Consider the following 14826-nt stretch of genomic DNA (forward strand, 5'->3'; position numbering starts at 1 on the left):
CCGCAAGCATTGACAGCGCCGAATTTTTCATGCGCCCAATCTTGCAAGTCGGGCGCCTCGGGCGCAGCCGCCCGACATTCTTAGAAAAACAATCATGGCGGATCAGGGTAAATTAACCGCCGCCAAAATGGATATTCCTGATTTCACGAGATAACCGGCTCAATCGCCATTTGGTCAAAGGCAAGCAGGAAGAAGGCGCCCCTTCGTGCTGAAGGGGGCGGATCGCCCCCTCCCTCACATCAATAATTCTTGCGGTTGATCAGAGCCTTACCACCTGCACTCGACATATTCTCCAGTGACGGTCACCCAAACGTTGCTGTTCGTGCCGCCCGGGCCGCGGTCATATACGAACAGCCCTTTTTTATCTCTGAAAACGAGAGGAGATTCCACGAAGCCTTGGGTTATCGTCGAAGGATACGGCAATACGAAAGGAAATTGCGTCGTCGAGCTGCCCGGCTGATTCCCGTCGTTCAGAACGACCACATGACCGTCGCTCCCGCCCCCGATTCTGTTGTTGTTGGCCGCGGTAACGTTCCACACCGCAATGCATTTGCGATACTTGCCGGGAACCAGAGGTCCATTTGCGTCACCGCAAGCAGGCCAGTTCCCCCAAAGACCGGTCGGCGGCGAACTGGTTCCGTTGTTCGGGAACTGACATGTTTTCTGGAACGTGTCGTGACCTTTGAAATCACGAGAATCAGCCAGAGCAGGGCCCGCGAAAACACTCGCCGCAAAGATAGTAAGCGCCAACCGTTTCATATGCTTACTCCATTTATTGCCCCCCGTCGGACACACATTCGCCCGGGTTCCACTCCGTTGCGAATTAGAGGGTGTTATGCACCTTGGATCATGAAATCTGCTGCGCGCTTGAGCATGAGACATGCGAAGGCGACGACGTGGAGTCCTGCGAGGGTCTGAGCATAGCGCTCGTAGTCTTTGACGAGCCGCCTGCATCGCGTCGCCCAGGCGAATGAACGCTCGACCACCCAGCGCTTGGGCAGCAACACGAAGCCCTTCTTCGCTTCGGCAAGTTTGACGACGCACAGTTCGGCGCCTTGCGCCTTCGCCGCCTCGGACGCCTTTTCGCCGGTGTAGCCCTGATCGACATAAACGAGTTCGACGCTTTCGCCTGTCACATCCTGCACGGCTGCGATGAGCTTGCCGACCTCGGCGCGGTCATCGACATTCGCCGGCGTGACATGCAACGCCAGCAAATGGCCCAATGTGTCGACTGCCATGTGCAGCTTCGAGCCGCGCTTTCGCTTCGCGCCGTCATAGCCCGCTCGTGGGCCGCTCTCAGGGGTCGAGCGCAAGGTGCGGCTGTCGATGATCGCCGCCGTCGGCTCCGCCGCCCGCCCGGAAGCGACGCGCAACTGGGCGCGCAGATCCTGCGCAAGCGCCTCGAACACGCCCGCCGACAGCCAGCGCTGCGATTGCTGATACACGGCGAACCATGGCGGCAGATCGTTGGGCATGGCGCGCCAGGCGATGCCGTAGCGCAGCACGTAACGCAGGCCGTTGAACAGCTCGCGCAGCGAATGTTGACGCTGCGGCGCGCCTTCGTCCATGAGCGTCAGATAAGGCGCAACCAGCGACCATTCTTCGTCGCTGACGTCAGACGGATAAGGTTTGCGAATCGGAGACATCCGATTCTACTAAGACAATCAATCACCAAAGTACATAACACCCTCTAGATGTCCGACCCCCGTGCAAGATTACATAAATAATGTAAACAAATCCATGATCAAAGGCAATTAACGCGCAGCCCCCTCAAGATATCGTCTTGAGCGGCTTGATTAGGCGCCTCCCCGGCCGCCTTGAGGGGTGTTTGGCTCCAGCGAAAACCGATTGTGGGTCAGGCCGCCTTTGCGGGGTCGAAACGACGGGCGGATTTTGCGATGGTAGTGTTAAGCGCCTTTTCGAAGAAGCCGATGTTTCTCCACGAGAGCGAGAGAGCCGGAGGAGGGAATAAGCTTCCTCTTCGTCTCCGCACGCATCTCGCGGCAGGGGCGGTCGAAGGGGTAGGCGCCGAATTAAATCGAGGACTTGGTGAAATGACAAAGGATCAGGGTAAAGGCGTCGTCAAGGCCAGCATCACCAGCAAGCTGATCGAAGCGCTGGCGCCGGTTTCTTTGAACGTTATCGACGAATCACACCACCATGCCGGCCACGGCCACCCCGGCGACAAGCGGCACGGCAACGAAAGCCACTTCAGGGTGGAGGTGGTGAGCGCAGCCTTCGAGGGCAAGAGCCGGGTGCAGCGGCACCGGATGGTGAACGAGCTGCTGGCGCAGGAGATCGCCGAAGGCGTGCATGCGCTGGCGATCAGCGCAAAGGCGCCGGGGGAGTAGCCCTCCAGCGAAAAGGCGTCCCGCTACCCGAAAATCTCCACCTCCTCCCCCTTCTCCAGCCGGTCGATGATGGCCCGGCAGGCGGGAGTCAGTTTCTTCTTGTTGCGGGCGAGGCAGGCCTGCATGGGGGCGCCGTAGCCCACTCCCTCGCAATAGGCCTTGCCGTCCGAACCGCAGTCGCTGATCACCTGCCGGAGCGGAACCGCCGGGGCGGGCGAAGCGGCGAAAAGCAGAAAGAGACAGGTCGGAACAAAAATTCTCATGGGACCGCCTTGGTGAAGCTTGATTGCGCTCAGGAACGTATCGGCGCGCCCGTCTCGTCGCAATCCACCTCCGTCACTTCGTCGCCCATCTCGATCCGCGCATGGGCGAGCGTGCCGTCGTCGCGATAGGCATAGGCGTGCGCGAGCTCGACCTCGCCATAGACGAGCTTTTCGCAGGTCGCGAGCCGTCCCGCCGGATCGTAGGTCGCACGGAAGAAAGTGTTGCGGTTCCCCAGCTCGGCGGCCTCCAGCGGCCGCACCAGCTTCAGCGGCAGGCGAACGCCGCTGTAGGTGAGAAAATAACGGTAATCCCGTCCGGCGTCGGACATCGGGCGATCCTCCTTCTCTTTATCGCCGCCGGCCGAAGAAAAAATCGCGCCAGCCCCGAAGCTCCCGGCCCCCGGCGGCATGGCGCTTGCGACCCGGGGCGCGGCGGCCCGGCGGCGGGCCGAAATTGTCGCAATCGCGACACCCCATTGTTCAAGGAGCGCGACATATGAGACTTGCGGAAAGTTATGCATCTGCGAGCGCCGAGGAGATCGGGAAAGCGCTCGCCGGCGGAAGGCTGGTCCTCTATTCCACCGGCCGGCCGCCGACGGCCGATCACGCCGTGACGCGCAGCGCCGCGCTCGCCGAATATGTCTTCGCGAGCCCGGCCTTCGACGCCGCCGGGGCGCCGCAATTCGGCGAGAACCCCGTCGCCGTCAAATCCGTCGGAACGCCCGGCTGGGCGCGGGCCTTCGCGCCCGATGGCGCGGTCGTCGCGGATTTTTCGGTCGGCCCCGGCGCGACGGAGATCAAGCTCGACGGGATTTCCGCGACCCCGGGCTTTCCGCTTAAGGTCGAATCCCTGAAGATCGCCCTTCCGGCGGAAAATGTGACCTGGGAAAAGACCGCGTTCGGCCATGTCTATGTGACGAGTTCCGAGGACCGTTACCGGAAATTGTCCGTGCGTGGCTGAAACGACGGGGCGTCGGCGCGTCTTGACGATTTTGTGACGAGCGCTTAGCGCGGGGTCTCACTCGCGCCTCGCGCGATTCATCAGGACAACGCGCCCATGGCCATCGCCAAACCCGCCGCGAAGCCGGCGAATCCCCGCTTTTCCTCCGGCCCCTGCGCCAAGCGTCCCGGCTGGGCGTTCGAGAATCTCGCCGGAGCGGCGCTCGGCCGTTCGCACCGCTCGAAGGCGGGCAAGGAGAAGCTCGCGCAGGCGATCGATCTTACCCGCGAGGTGCTGCGCGTGCCGGCGGATTACCGCATCGGCATTGTTCCAGCCTCCGACACCGGCGCCGTCGAAATGGCGCTGTGGTCGCTGCTCGGCCCGCGCGGCGTCGACGTGGCCGCCTGGGAGAGCTTTTCGGCCGACTGGGTGACGGACGTCATCAAGCAGTTGAAGTTGCCGAACGCACGCAGCTTCACCGCGCCCTTCGGCGAATTGCCGGATCTCTCGCAGATCGATTTCGACAATGATTTCGTCTTCGCCTGGAACGGGACGACAGCCGGCGTGCGCGTGCCCGATGCGGATTTTATCCCCGCCGACCGCAAGGGCCTCACGATCTGCGACGCGACTTCCGCGGCCTTTGCCCAGCCGCTCGATTTCCCCAAGCTGGATGTCACGACCTACAGCTGGCAGAAAGTTATGGGCGGCGAGGCCGCGCATGGCGTGCTGATCCTCTCGCCGCGCGCCGTCGAGCGGCTCGAGAGCCACACGCCGGCGTGGCCCATGCCGAAGATTTTCAGATTGACGAAGAAGGGCAGGATCAACGAGGGGATTTTCCAGGGCGAGACGATCAACACGCCCTCGCTCCTCGCGGTCGAGGACTATCTCGATGCGTTGAAATGGGGAAAGTCGATCGGCGGGCTTCCCGCCCTGATGGCGCGCTGCGACGCGAGCGCTTCTGTCATCGCCGATTGGGTCGCGAAAACGCCCTGGATCGATTTTCTCGCGAAAGACCCGGCGACCCGCTCCAACACCGGCGTCTGCCTCGTGTTTTCGGACGAGAGCGTCGCGAAGACGCCAGAGGCGCGCGCCGATCTCGCGAAGACGATGGTCGCGATGATCGAGAAGGAAGGCGCCGGGTACGATTTCGGCGCCTATCGCGACGCGCCCCCCGGCTTCCGAATCTGGTGTGGCGCGACAGTCGAGGCGAGCGACGTCGCGGCGCTCCTGCCATGGCTGGATTGGGCTTACGCCGAGGCGTCCGGGCTGGCGAAGGCGGCGTAATCGGCCGCTGACTATCCTTCAGCGCGGGGCCGCAACCTCCCGCCTTCTCATTTTCGCGGCGGATTTCCCGGGGGAAATGCGCAGGATCGGTCCCGCCGTCGATCTTGCCGCCAGCCTCGCTTGTCTTTTCGGCGATGGAGCGCCTTCGGAGCGCCCTTCGCGTCGCAAACAGAACCATCGATATCGGCTATTGTCGCGAATCGGCTGCGCCGCTTCGGGATGTCCGCCAATGAGAACCGGCGCGCGCTTAAAGGCCCGGCCGAGCCGCCCGATCTTGCGCTTTTCAAAGGATGAATATGCCGCCTCGCGTCCTCATCTCCGACTCCCTCTCCCCCGCCGCCGTGCAGATTTTCCGCATGCGCGGACTCGACGTCGATTTCGAACCGACGCTGGGCAAGGACAGGGACAGGCTGGCCGCGGTCATCGGGGATTATGACGGGCTCGCCATACGCTCCGCGACGAAGGTGACGGCGGAGATTATCGCCAGGGGGGGCCGTCTCAAGGTGATTGGCCGCGCGGGCATCGGCGTCGACAATGTCGATATCCCCGCGGCGACGGCGCGGGGTGTGATCGTCATGAACACGCCCTTCGGCAATTCGGTCACCACCGCGGAACACGCCATTGCGCTGATGTTCGCCCTCGCGCGCGAAATACCCGCCGCCGACGCCTCCACTCAGGCCGGCAAATGGGAGAAGAACCGCTTCATGGGCGTCGAGATCACCGGCAAGACCCTGGGCGTGATCGGCTGCGGCAATGTCGGCGCCAATGTCGCGGAGCGCGCGCTGGGCCTCAAGATGCGCGTCATCGCCTTCGACCCCTTCCTGACCGAGGAGCGCGCGCAGGCGCTCGGCGTCGAGAAAGTGGAACTCGATGATCTCCTCGCCCGCGCGGATTTCATCACCATCCACACGCCGCTCACCGCACAGACGAAGAATATCCTTTCGGCGGAGGCGCTGGCGAAGACCCGCAAGGGCGTGCGCGTCATCAATTGCGCGCGCGGCGGACTTCTCGACGAAGCCGCGTTGCGCAAGGCGCTCGACGACGGCCATGTCGCCGGCGCCGCGCTCGATGTCTTCGCGGTCGAGCCGGCGATGGAGAACCCGCTCTTCGGCCACGCCAATGTCGTCTGCACGCCCCATCTCGGCGCCTCGACGACCGAGGCGCAGGAGAAGGTCGCGCTGCAGATCGCCGAGCAGATGTCGGACTATCTGACGCGCGGCGCGATCACCAACGCCGTCAATTTCCCCTCGATCAGCGCGGAGGAGGCGCCGCGTCTGAAGCCCTTTGCGGCTTTGGCCGAAAAACTCGGCCTTTTCGCCGGCCAGATCGCGCGTTCGGGCGTCGAGAATCTGTCGATCGTTTTCGAGGGCGCCATCGCGCATCAGAAGACCCGGGCGATTTCCGCGGCCGCGCTTTCCGGCCTCCTCAAGCCGATTCTCGAGGATGTGAATCCGGTTTCGGCGCCGGTCATTGCGAGGGAGCGGGGCGTCGCGGTGGAGGAAATCACCCGCGACGCGCAGAGCGACTACGAATCGCTGCTCACTGTCAGCGCGAAGACGGCGCAGGGCGAGATCCGCGTTTCCGGAACTGTCTTTCACGACGGCAAGCCGCGAATCGCGCGGATCGGCGACATCGGGATCGACGCCGAATTCGCGCCCTCCATGATCTACACGGAGAATGAGGACAGGCCCGGCTTCATCGGCCGTTTCGCCGGCCTGCTCGGCGAGGCGAAGGTCAATATCGCGACTTTCGCGCTGGGGCGCGACATGCCCGGCGGCTGCGCCGTTGCGCTGGTCGCGATCGACGGCGAGCTGCCGGAGGACGTGCTCGCGGCCATTCGCGATCTGCCCGGCGTCAAGCAGGCGCTTACGCTCAGGTTCTAGTTTTCGTGCGAATGTGAACTGTTGCACGCCTGCAACTGTGGCGATGTAAATCGGCGTCAGACCTGCGTCTTGCCTGCTTGGCGCTTGCGAAGCCTTAACGCCTGCGGGACTAATCGTCGCAGATGTAGCGTCCGTTCGCCGTTTTCAGCGGCGCGCGGCTGATCTCTCCTCTCCGACTGCGAACAAGGGAACAACATGCGGCGGCTCGTCCTTGCATTGATCTGCTTTTTCGGCGCCACCGGCGCCCTCTCTGCGCAAACGCTCGCGCGCAACACCGCGCAGCCGGCCTATGAACCCGACCCGCTGTCGGCGCTTTTCGGCGGCGCGCCCGCGGCTGCGCCCCAGACGCAGGACGGCCGCCCGCAGGCCGTCGCCATTCCGCGCGAGGTCGTTTCCTTCGACGCCAAATATGCGCCCGGCACGGTGGTCATCTCCACCAATGAGCGCCGGCTCTATTACGTGCTCGGCGACGGTCAGGCGATCCGCTACGGCGTCGGCGTCGGCCGTCCGGGCTTCGAATGGTCGGGCACGCGCTTCATTTCCAGCAAGCGAGAATGGCCGGACTGGACCCCGCCCGCGCAAATGCTCAAGCGCCGTCCCGACCTGCCGCGCCATATGGAAGGCGGCCTCAACAATCCGCTCGGCGCGCGCGCCATGTATCTCTCGGGCACGCTTTATCGCATCCACGGCTCCAACGAGCCGGAGACGATCGGCCAGGCCGTGTCCTCGGGCTGCATCCGCATGACGAATGACGACGTGGTCGATCTCTACAATCGCGTGAAGGTCGGCACCCGCGTGGTGGTGACGCGGTAAGTTCTCCGCGACATAAAAGAATTTAACGGCCGGCCCCTGCGCCGGCCGTTTTCATTTCTCCCCCGGCCGGTCGCGGTCGAGTCCCTTGGCCTTCAGCTCCTCCAGATAGTCGGCGAAACTCTGCTCCGCCGTCTCTCCGAGCTTTCGCAGATAACGCCAGGTGTAGATGCCGGTGCGGTGCATGTCGTCGAAATCGAGCCGCACCGCGTAATTGCCCACCGGGGCGACCGTCATGATGGCGACATTGCGTTTGCCGCCCACGGTCTTCTGGTCGGCGGGCGAATGGCCCTGCACCTCGGCGCTGGGGCTTCTCACCCGCAGCAATTCCGCGCTCAATGTGAAGGCTTCGCCGTCGTCGAAAGCGACGCGCAAGGCGCGGCCTTCGTCGAGGAGGCGAATTTCGGTGGGCCATGGTTCTGCTGTCAATCGTTGCTCCTGAAGGCTTCGACGCTACTCCTGCGCCGGCGCCGACATATATGAGAAGCGGTCGCGAGGCCAAGCGCCGCTGACCCCGGCGCGACGGATCGGGAATGATCCGCCTTCGGGGCGATTTTTGTCAAAAGCCTATTACGGAGGTTTTTCAAAATGATCGTCAATGAAATCCAGCAACCGCGTCCTTTCGATCTCGTGGGAAATCCGGTTCTCATCGGCGGCGTCGGAACGGGCTTCGAGGCGACGCTCCAATATCGCGTTCACGACGGCCACGACGAGCGCGCCGGTTTCTTCAACCTCGGCGGCGGGACGGGCGAGCATGGACAATTCCAGCTATCCGTGGATCTCACGGGCGCAGCCTTCCAGCTCGACCGCCTGTTCGTCGAGATCTACGAGGAGAGCGCCAACGACGGCTCCGAGATCAACAAGGTCATCGTGCCGGTCATTTACGGTCCGCGCATCGTTCCCGGCTACATCGGCTACCGGCTTCATCGGGTGAAGCGCGGCGACACGCTGGCGGCGATCGCGCGCGACAATTACGGCGACGCCAGCCGCTTCAACGATATTGCGCGGGCCAATCCCGATATCATCAGCGATCCGAACCGCATTTTCGTCGGGCAGCTATTGAAAGTGCCGATCGGCGCATAGAAAACACGCGGGCTTCCCGCGACTTGCTTCCGGCAATATATGTCTCGGCGGGATGGATACCGCCCGCCGTCGAGGGAAGCGCCGCATGAACGCCCATTCGCAACCGCCCGCAGCCGCCGCAGAGCCCGCGCCGCTGATCGATCCCTTCGGCCGGGCGATTTCCTATGTGCGCGTCTCGGTCACCGATCGTTGCGACTTCCGCTGCGTCTATTGCATGTCCGAGCACATGACCTTCCTGCCCCGGCGCGATCTGCTGACGCTGGAGGAGCTGGACCGGCTCTGCTCGGCTTTCGTCGCGCGCGGCACGAAGCGGCTGCGCATCACCGGCGGCGAGCCTCTGGTGCGTCACGACGTCATGACGCTGTTTCGCGCGCTCTCGCGTCATCTCGCCTCCGGCGCGCTGGAGGAATTGACTCTGACGACCAACGGATCGCAACTCGCCCGCTTCGCCTCGGAACTCGTCGATTGCGGCGTGAAGCGCGTGAATGTCTCGCTCGACACGCTCGATCCCGGCCGTTTCCGAGCCCTTACCCGGACCGGCGACCACGCGCGGGTGATGGCGGGCGTGGACGCGGCCCTTGCGGCCGGGCTCAGGGTGAAGCTCAACGCCGTGGCGCTGAAGGGCGTCAACGAGGATGAATTCGTCCCCCTTGTGCGCTTCGCCCATGAGCGCGGCATGGACATGACCTTCATCGAGGTGATGCCGCTCGGCGAACTTGAGGGGCCGGACCGCATCGACCAGTATCTGCCGATGCGCGAGGTGCGCGACCGTCTGGCCGAGACCTTCACCTTGACTGAGACTGATTACCGCACGGGCGGGCCCGCGCGCTACATGCGCGTTTCCGAGACCGGCGGGCGCGTCGGCTTCATCACGCCGCTCACGCATAATTTCTGCGAGAGCTGCAATCGCGTGCGCGTCACCTGCACCGGCACGCTCTACATGTGCCTCGGGCAGGAGGACGCCGCCGATCTGCGCGCCCCCCTGCGCGAAAGCGCCGACGATGCGCCGCTCGTCGCGGCGATAGAGGCGGCCATCGCGCGCAAGCCCAAGGGTCACGACTTCGTCATCGACCGCGCGACGCAGGGCCCCGCCGTCTCGCGCCACATGAGCATGACGGGCGGCTGATTACATGACCGACGCGAAGACCGTCGCCTTCATCGGGCTCGGCGTCATGGGCGGCCCCATGGCCCGCCATTTGGCGCGGCGCGGCCATCATGTGATCGCCTTCAACCGGACGCAGGAGAAGGCGTGTCTCTTTGCGCAGCAACAGGCGGCGGAATGGGCGGCCACGCCGCGCGAAGCCGCCGCCGGCGCCGATTTCGTCTTCTCATGCGTCGGCAATGACGACGATCTGCGCGCCGTCACGCTCGGACCGGACGGCGCCTTCGCGGGCATGAAGATCGGCGCTGTCTTCGTCGACCACACCACGGCTTCCGCCCATGTCGCGCGGGAACTCCACGCCGAGGCCGCGGCCTTCGGGCTGGGCTTTGTCGACGCGCCGGTTTCGGGCGGGCAGGCGGGCGCCGAGAATGGCGCCCTCACGGTGATGTGCGGCGCCGAGCCCGATATTTATGCCAGGGCCGAGCCGGTCATCGCCGCCTACGCCCGCGCCTGCCGGCTCATGGGGCCGCCCGGCGCTGGCCAGCTCACCAAGATGGTGAATCAGATCGCTGTCGCCGGGCTGATCCAGAGCCTCTCGGAGGCTTTGCATTTCGCCCGGACCTCCGGCCTCGACGCGGAAAATGTGATCGACCTGCTGAAAAGCGGCGCGGCGCAGTCGTGGCAGATGGAGAACCGCGCCAAGACAATGCTCGCGGGCGAATTCGACTTCGGTTTCGCGGTCGAGTGGATGCGCAAGGATCTCTCCATCTGTCTTGCGGAGGCCCGCCGCAGTGGCGCGCGCCTGCCGGTCGCGGCGCTCGTCGACCAGTTCTACGCCGAGGTGGAGGCCATGGGCGGCAAGCGCTGGGACACGTCGAGTCTCATTGCGCGACTGGAACGATGAGGCGCAATTAAGGCGGCGCGAAAATTTTTTTGCCTCGCGATGCAACCTTCGCACGAGTGCGGCGTTATCCCCCCAACAAAAAGAGGAACACCCAAGGCCGCGCATTGTTCGAGTAGCGCGACGAGGGACAAGACCTTTTTCACCCTATGGGAGGGGAATTCATGGCCGTTACGCGTGAAAGCATGATCGCAAGCCGCACGTCGAAGGTGATCCTCGGATTTACGGTCGCCATTGGTCTGTGCGCCGCCGTCGCGGCGGCCCCCACTGCGCCGGCCGAGCCGCAGGGACAATCCGCCGCCGTCAAGGCCGCGGTAAGCCTCAATGACGATGGGCTGCGCCCGCTCGCGCGTGGACCGGCGATCCAGGTTGGACGCGCCTTTGGCGCAGAGGACGAAGATTGCACGCTGATCATCAGGCCAAGCACTGATGAGAAGGGCCGCGTCCGTTACATGCGCAGCGTGTCCTGCGCCAACTGACGTAAACGCGCAGCGTCCACTGATCGCGTGGTCGAAGGCCTACTGAAGGCGAAGGCCGTTCGGGAAGAACGCCTCCGCCTTTTCTTTTTGCGTGTCTCTCACGCCCGGGCGGCGTTGACGCCTTCCGCGTCGATACCTACTGTGCCGCGCTTCCCCAACACATGAATGGTCGCGCCTCAAGCACATGTCCGCTCCTCTCCTTTTGTCGTCCGAACTCATCGACGCCGCCCGCGTCTCTCCCGCCTGGCCGTTCGAGGAGGCGAGAAAGCTCGTCAAAAGGATCGAGGCCAGCGGCCAGAAATCCGTGCTCTTCGAGACCGGCTACGGCCCCTCCGGCCTGCCGCATATCGGCACATTCGGCGAGGTGGCGCGCACCAGCATGGTGCGACGCGCCTTCGAGGTTCTGACCGAAGGCAAGATCGCGACGCGGCTCATCGCCTTCTCGGACGACATGGACGGGCTGCGCAAGGTGCCCGACAACATCCCCAACAAGGAGCTGGTCGCGGCGCATCTCGGCAAGCCGCTGACCCGGGTGCCGGACCCCTTCGGCACGCATGACAGTTTCGGCGCCCACAACAACGCCCGGCTGCGCGCCTTTCTCGACGCCTTCGGCTTCGATTACGAATTCGCGTCCTCGACGGAATATTACAAAAGCGGCCGTTTCGACGCGGCGCTGAAGCACATGCTCGCGCGCTACGACGCGGTGATGAAGATCATGCTGCCGAGCTTCCGCGAGGAGCGCGCGGCGACCTATTCGCCCTTCCTGCCCATCCACCCCCAGACCGGGATCGTCATGCAGGTGGCGCTTGACGGCTATGACGCCGAGGCCGGCACGATCGACTGGACCGACCCCGACACGGGCGAGAAATTCACCACGCCCGTCACTGGCGGCCATTGCAAGCTGCAATGGAAGCCGGATTGGGCGATGCGCTGGTATGCGCTCGGCGTCGATTATGAAATGGCCGGCAAGGATCTCATCGATTCGGTGAAGCTCTCGGGCGCCATCGTCCGCGCGCTCGGCGGCCGCGCGCCGGAGGGCTTCAACTATGAACTCTTCCTCGACGAGAAGGGTCAGAAGATCTCCAAGTCCAAGGGCAATGGCCTGACGATCGAGGAATGGCTGACCTACGCCAGTCCCGAGAGCCTCGCGCAATTCATGTTCCAGAAGCCGACGGCGGCGAAGCGTCTCTATTTCGACGTCATCCCCCGCGCGGTGGACGATTATCTGACCTTCCTCGACGCCTACCCCCGGCAGGACTGGAAGAATCGTCTCGGCAATCCCGTCTGGCACATCCACGCCGGCAATCCGCCGGAGGCGGAGACGCTGGTTCACGCCGGCGAGACGAAGGGGACGAGCGTCTCCTTCTCCATGCTGCTCAATCTCGCGGCCGTGGCGAACGCCGAAGACCCGGCGGTGCTCTGGGGCTTCCTGCGCCGCTATGCGCCGGGCGCCAGCCCCGAAAACCACCCGCGGCTCGACAGGCTCGTCGGCTATGCGGTCGCCTATTTCCGCGATTTCGTGAAGCCGGCGAAGACCTATCGCGCCGCCGACGAAGTCGAGCGCGAGGTTTTGCAGAAGATCGACGCGACCCTCGGCGCGCTGCCGGAAGGCGCGAGCGCCGAGGACATCCAGACCGCGCTCTACGACGTCGCCCGCGCCGTGCCGCGCTATCAGGATTTCGCCGCCAAGGGCGCGACGCCCGAGCGGCCGGGCGTCTCCAACGACTTTTTCAACATGCTCTACGAGGTGCTGCTCGGCGAGAAGAAGGGCCCGCGCTTCGGCTCCTTCATCGCGCTTTATGGCCTTGCGAATTCCCGCAAGCTGATCGCGGACGCGCTCGCCGGCGCCTTCCTCGCCCCCGTCGCCTGATGCGCGCCGCCGACGCCGACATACTGATCGTTCCGGGCCTGTCGAACTCCGGCCCGGACCATTGGCAAAGCCGCTGGGAGAAGAAGCTCTCCACGGCGCGTCGCGTCGTCCAGCGCGACTGGGACAGGCCCGAGCGTTCGGAATGGGCGCAGACGATCGTTCGCGAGGTTCTCGCAAGCGCGAAGCCCGTCGTCATCGTCGCCCATTCGCTGGGGGTGATTGCTGCGCTCCATGCTGCGCAGCATTTGCGCGACAAGATCGCCGGCGCCTTTCTGGTCGCCCCGCCGTCCGAGGAGGTGATCCGCGAACTGCCGGCGGTCGACGCGGATTTCCTGCCCGTTCCCCGCGCGCGCCTGCCCTTCCCGGCGGTGGTGGTCGGCAGCAGCGACGACCCTTACGCCGACCCGCTCTTCGCCCGACGTCTCGCTGACGATATCGGCGCGAAATTCATCGACGCGGGCGCGGCCGGGCACATCAACGCAGACAGCGGCCGCGGCCCCTGGCCGGAGGGCTCCCTCGCCTTCGCGCATTTCATCGCGAAACTGTCTTAGTGCGTCAGCGACAGGTTCACTGTCTTCGAAACCATAGTCTGGACCGCCCTGTCGATCTCCTGCGGCGACTCGGCGTGGAAGTAGTAGTCCGGCGCCGATGCGCAATCGGTCATGCTTTTCGTCATCGCCGGCCCCATATCGCCCCGGACGGCGTCGAAGGTTGGATTATAGACGCCGTCGGGAATGAGATACTCCGTCTCCAGGGTCATCATCGTATAGCCCTTGGCTTTGATGGCGCTGCAGTTCGCCGCATCGGGGGCCTGGACGTAATGCAGCCCCCACGCAAAATAGGAGGGGTTCCCAACGACGAAGTTCGGCTCGACCCATTGCCTCGCGAAAGGCGGCGCAACGCCGTCGGCGTAGAAGAAAAGGCTCGAATCCTCGACAGCGTCGGTGGCGAGCAACACGAATCCGCGCGGCTGACTGGCCGTCAATCCGTTGCCCGCGCTGGCAAGCAGATTGTTCAACTGGTTCAGCGAATAGTGAAAGTTGGTTCCCCCCTGCCCGTTCTCGTTGGTCAGGTCGATGGACTGGGTCGCCGAGATTGCTCCCGCGATGTTGGTGGAGAGCGGAAACACCGTCTTGAGACTATTGCTGAAGCTGTGGATGGCGACCCGCGTCGATCCATCATTGGGGATTTTCGCAAGGGCGTCCATGACCGCCTTTCGCACGACGTCGATGCGCAGCGTGGCGCCAATTGCGCGGACAGCCGCCAGATTGTCTGTGGCGGGGTCGGCAGCTTCGGCGTGATGACAGGCGACAGCGCAGCCGACCGAATTTTGCATCGCCTGCTGATCTGCTTTGGTCGCGCCAATGCCCATCGAGGCGGATACGTCGATGACGAAGTGAATGTCCCTGTATTGCGCCGCGCTCATCGTCGCTGAAGCCGACCCCTTGAGGTTGATCGTGTTCAGGCCCGCAATCCTCAGAAAATGGGTCGGCGCATTCGCGGCGTAATTGAGGCTTCCCGAGAGCACGCCGCCGGACAGGCTGAGGTTGATCGTCGCGCCCGTTCCTGACACTCCTCCTATTTTGCTGGCGTTATTCGTAAAGGCCTTGCCGCCCTGCTTCTCGGCGATGCTCTGCCAATCCGGCTTGCCTTGTTTCAATTGCTCGCGCGCCTCTTTGAGCGCTGTAAGCACCCCCGCGTCGGCAGCCTGATTGAGCGCTGATTTCTGCCTCGAGATCTGGCTGAAGTCGACCGCCCCTCCGGCCATCAATGCCAGAGGCATCAGCGCGAGGCCGAAAAAAATCGCAACGCCGCCGCGCCTGTTTTGGAGAAATGAGCGACGCATTACGATCCTTCCCG

The 14826-nt window shown here is 64.0% G+C and carries 17 protein-coding genes; 11 read left to right on the forward strand and 6 right to left on the reverse strand.

The annotated features are described in order from the left end of the window. Positions 1-267: 267 nt before the first annotated feature. Entirely contained in the window at positions 268-759 is a 492-nt protein-coding gene (locus MET49242_RS25205; protein ID WP_144259672.1) for a hypothetical protein, read from the reverse strand. A 74-nt stretch (positions 760-833) separates the two neighbouring features. Next, complete coding sequence (locus tag MET49242_RS17165) at positions 834-1646, reverse strand: IS5 family transposase (protein ID WP_036279258.1); 813 nt, start codon at positions 1644-1646, stop codon at positions 834-836. A 408-nt stretch (positions 1647-2054) separates the two neighbouring features. On the opposite strand from MET49242_RS17165, the gene MET49242_RS17170 reads away from it, so the two are divergent. Further along, complete coding sequence (locus tag MET49242_RS17170) at positions 2055-2351, forward strand: BolA family transcriptional regulator (RefSeq protein WP_036288525.1); 297 nt, start codon at positions 2055-2057, stop codon at positions 2349-2351. A 23-nt stretch (positions 2352-2374) separates the two neighbouring features. Here MET49242_RS17170 and MET49242_RS17175 read toward each other — a convergent pair whose 3' ends face one another. Continuing rightward, complete coding sequence (locus tag MET49242_RS17175) at positions 2375-2614, reverse strand: hypothetical protein (protein ID WP_036284734.1); 240 nt, start codon at positions 2612-2614, stop codon at positions 2375-2377. A gap of 29 nt (positions 2615-2643) precedes the next feature. After that, positions 2644-2943, reverse strand: coding sequence for a DUF6156 family protein (locus tag MET49242_RS17180; protein ID WP_036288528.1), 300 nt, complete (start codon positions 2941-2943; stop codon positions 2644-2646). A gap of 167 nt (positions 2944-3110) precedes the next feature. Between MET49242_RS17180 and MET49242_RS17185 the strand changes: the two genes are divergently transcribed. The 4 genes from MET49242_RS17185 to MET49242_RS17200 all read left to right on the forward strand — a co-directional run bounded on the left by MET49242_RS17185 (position 3111) and on the right by MET49242_RS17200 (position 7534). Continuing rightward, complete coding sequence (locus MET49242_RS17185) at positions 3111-3575, forward strand: hypothetical protein (RefSeq protein ID WP_036284736.1); 465 nt, start codon at positions 3111-3113, stop codon at positions 3573-3575. A gap of 96 nt (positions 3576-3671) precedes the next feature. Next, complete coding sequence (locus MET49242_RS17190; RefSeq protein ID WP_036284737.1) at positions 3672-4838, forward strand: phosphoserine transaminase; 1167 nt, start codon at positions 3672-3674, stop codon at positions 4836-4838. Between the two features lie 296 nt (positions 4839-5134). Continuing rightward, on the forward strand, positions 5135-6721 hold the full coding sequence (gene serA / locus MET49242_RS17195) for a phosphoglycerate dehydrogenase (protein ID WP_036288531.1): 1587 nt from the start codon (positions 5135-5137) through the stop codon (positions 6719-6721). A gap of 195 nt (positions 6722-6916) precedes the next feature. Continuing rightward, the gene (locus tag MET49242_RS17200; protein WP_036284738.1) at positions 6917-7534 is read left to right on the forward strand and encodes a L,D-transpeptidase; all 618 of its coding nucleotides are present in this window, start codon (positions 6917-6919) and stop codon (positions 7532-7534) included. A gap of 51 nt (positions 7535-7585) precedes the next feature. Here MET49242_RS17200 and MET49242_RS17205 read toward each other — a convergent pair whose 3' ends face one another. Beyond that, on the reverse strand, positions 7586-7960 hold the full coding sequence (locus MET49242_RS17205; RefSeq protein WP_036284741.1) for a gamma-butyrobetaine hydroxylase-like domain-containing protein: 375 nt from the start codon (positions 7958-7960) through the stop codon (positions 7586-7588). 159 nt (positions 7961-8119) lie between these two features. Here MET49242_RS17205 and MET49242_RS17210 point away from each other — a divergent pair, with 159 nt between their 5' ends. The 6 genes from MET49242_RS17210 (at position 8120) to MET49242_RS17235 (ending at position 13517) form a co-directional block, all read left to right on the forward strand. Continuing rightward, the gene (locus tag MET49242_RS17210) at positions 8120-8614 is read left to right on the forward strand and encodes a Gmad2 immunoglobulin-like domain-containing protein (RefSeq protein ID WP_036284742.1); all 495 of its coding nucleotides are present in this window, start codon (positions 8120-8122) and stop codon (positions 8612-8614) included. Positions 8615-8699: 85 nt separating this feature from the next. After that, positions 8700-9740 (forward strand): GTP 3',8-cyclase MoaA, encoded by a 1041-nt coding sequence (gene moaA, locus MET49242_RS17215; RefSeq protein ID WP_036288534.1) that lies wholly within the window; start codon positions 8700-8702, stop codon positions 9738-9740. A gap of 4 nt (positions 9741-9744) precedes the next feature. Then, positions 9745-10620, forward strand: a complete 876-nt coding sequence (locus MET49242_RS17220) for an NAD(P)-dependent oxidoreductase (RefSeq protein WP_036284751.1) — start codon at positions 9745-9747, stop codon at positions 10618-10620. Between the two features lie 161 nt (positions 10621-10781). Continuing rightward, on the forward strand, positions 10782-11096 hold the full coding sequence (locus tag MET49242_RS17225) for a hypothetical protein (RefSeq protein WP_036288537.1): 315 nt from the start codon (positions 10782-10784) through the stop codon (positions 11094-11096). A 184-nt stretch (positions 11097-11280) separates the two neighbouring features. Further along, positions 11281-12966: a lysine--tRNA ligase gene (locus MET49242_RS17230; RefSeq protein WP_036284753.1), complete on the forward strand. Its 1686-nt coding sequence runs from the start codon at positions 11281-11283 to the stop codon at positions 12964-12966. Further along, complete coding sequence (locus MET49242_RS17235; RefSeq protein WP_036284755.1) at positions 12966-13517, forward strand: alpha/beta hydrolase; 552 nt, start codon at positions 12966-12968, stop codon at positions 13515-13517. Before MET49242_RS17230 ends, MET49242_RS17235 begins: the two co-directional genes overlap by 1 nt. On the opposite strand, the gene MET49242_RS17240 is transcribed toward MET49242_RS17235, so the two are convergent. Beyond that, positions 13514-14812, reverse strand: coding sequence for a TadE/TadG family type IV pilus assembly protein (locus tag MET49242_RS17240; protein WP_036284758.1), 1299 nt, complete (start codon positions 14810-14812; stop codon positions 13514-13516). The genes MET49242_RS17235 and MET49242_RS17240 overlap by 4 nt on opposite strands. Positions 14813-14826: the final 14 nt, after the last annotated feature.

It is taken from the genome of Methylocystis sp. ATCC 49242 (assembly GCF_000188155.2).
GTDB lineage: Bacteria > Pseudomonadota > Alphaproteobacteria > Rhizobiales > Beijerinckiaceae > Methylocystis.

What these genes read in the sequence shown, in the direction of transcription:
- MET49242_RS25205 (WP_144259672.1), bottom strand. Translation starts at nt 759, where the DNA reads ATGAAACGGTTGGCGCTTACTATCTTTGCGGCGAGTGTTTTCGCGGGC.
- MET49242_RS17165 (WP_036279258.1), bottom strand. Translation starts at nt 1,646, where the DNA reads ATGTCTCCGATTCGCAAACCTTATCCGTCTGACGTCAGCGACGAAGAA.
- MET49242_RS17170 (WP_036288525.1), top strand. Translation starts at nt 2,055, where the DNA reads ATGACAAAGGATCAGGGTAAAGGCGTCGTCAAGGCCAGCATCACCAGC.
- MET49242_RS17175 (WP_036284734.1), bottom strand. Translation starts at nt 2,614, where the DNA reads ATGAGAATTTTTGTTCCGACCTGTCTCTTTCTGCTTTTCGCCGCTTCG.
- MET49242_RS17180 (WP_036288528.1), bottom strand. Translation starts at nt 2,943, where the DNA reads ATGTCCGACGCCGGACGGGATTACCGTTATTTTCTCACCTACAGCGGC.
- MET49242_RS17185 (WP_036284736.1), top strand. Translation starts at nt 3,111, where the DNA reads ATGAGACTTGCGGAAAGTTATGCATCTGCGAGCGCCGAGGAGATCGGG.
- MET49242_RS17190 (WP_036284737.1), top strand. Translation starts at nt 3,672, where the DNA reads ATGGCCATCGCCAAACCCGCCGCGAAGCCGGCGAATCCCCGCTTTTCC.
- serA (WP_036288531.1), top strand. Translation starts at nt 5,135, where the DNA reads ATGCCGCCTCGCGTCCTCATCTCCGACTCCCTCTCCCCCGCCGCCGTG.
- MET49242_RS17200 (WP_036284738.1), top strand. Translation starts at nt 6,917, where the DNA reads ATGCGGCGGCTCGTCCTTGCATTGATCTGCTTTTTCGGCGCCACCGGC.
- MET49242_RS17210 (WP_036284742.1), top strand. Translation starts at nt 8,120, where the DNA reads ATGATCGTCAATGAAATCCAGCAACCGCGTCCTTTCGATCTCGTGGGA.
- moaA (WP_036288534.1), top strand. Translation starts at nt 8,700, where the DNA reads ATGAACGCCCATTCGCAACCGCCCGCAGCCGCCGCAGAGCCCGCGCCG.
- MET49242_RS17220 (WP_036284751.1), top strand. Translation starts at nt 9,745, where the DNA reads ATGACCGACGCGAAGACCGTCGCCTTCATCGGGCTCGGCGTCATGGGC.
- MET49242_RS17225 (WP_036288537.1), top strand. Translation starts at nt 10,782, where the DNA reads ATGGCCGTTACGCGTGAAAGCATGATCGCAAGCCGCACGTCGAAGGTG.
- MET49242_RS17230 (WP_036284753.1), top strand. Translation starts at nt 11,281, where the DNA reads ATGTCCGCTCCTCTCCTTTTGTCGTCCGAACTCATCGACGCCGCCCGC.
- MET49242_RS17235 (WP_036284755.1), top strand. Translation starts at nt 12,966, where the DNA reads ATGCGCGCCGCCGACGCCGACATACTGATCGTTCCGGGCCTGTCGAAC.
- MET49242_RS17240 (WP_036284758.1), bottom strand. Translation starts at nt 14,812, where the DNA reads ATGCGTCGCTCATTTCTCCAAAACAGGCGCGGCGGCGTTGCGATTTTT.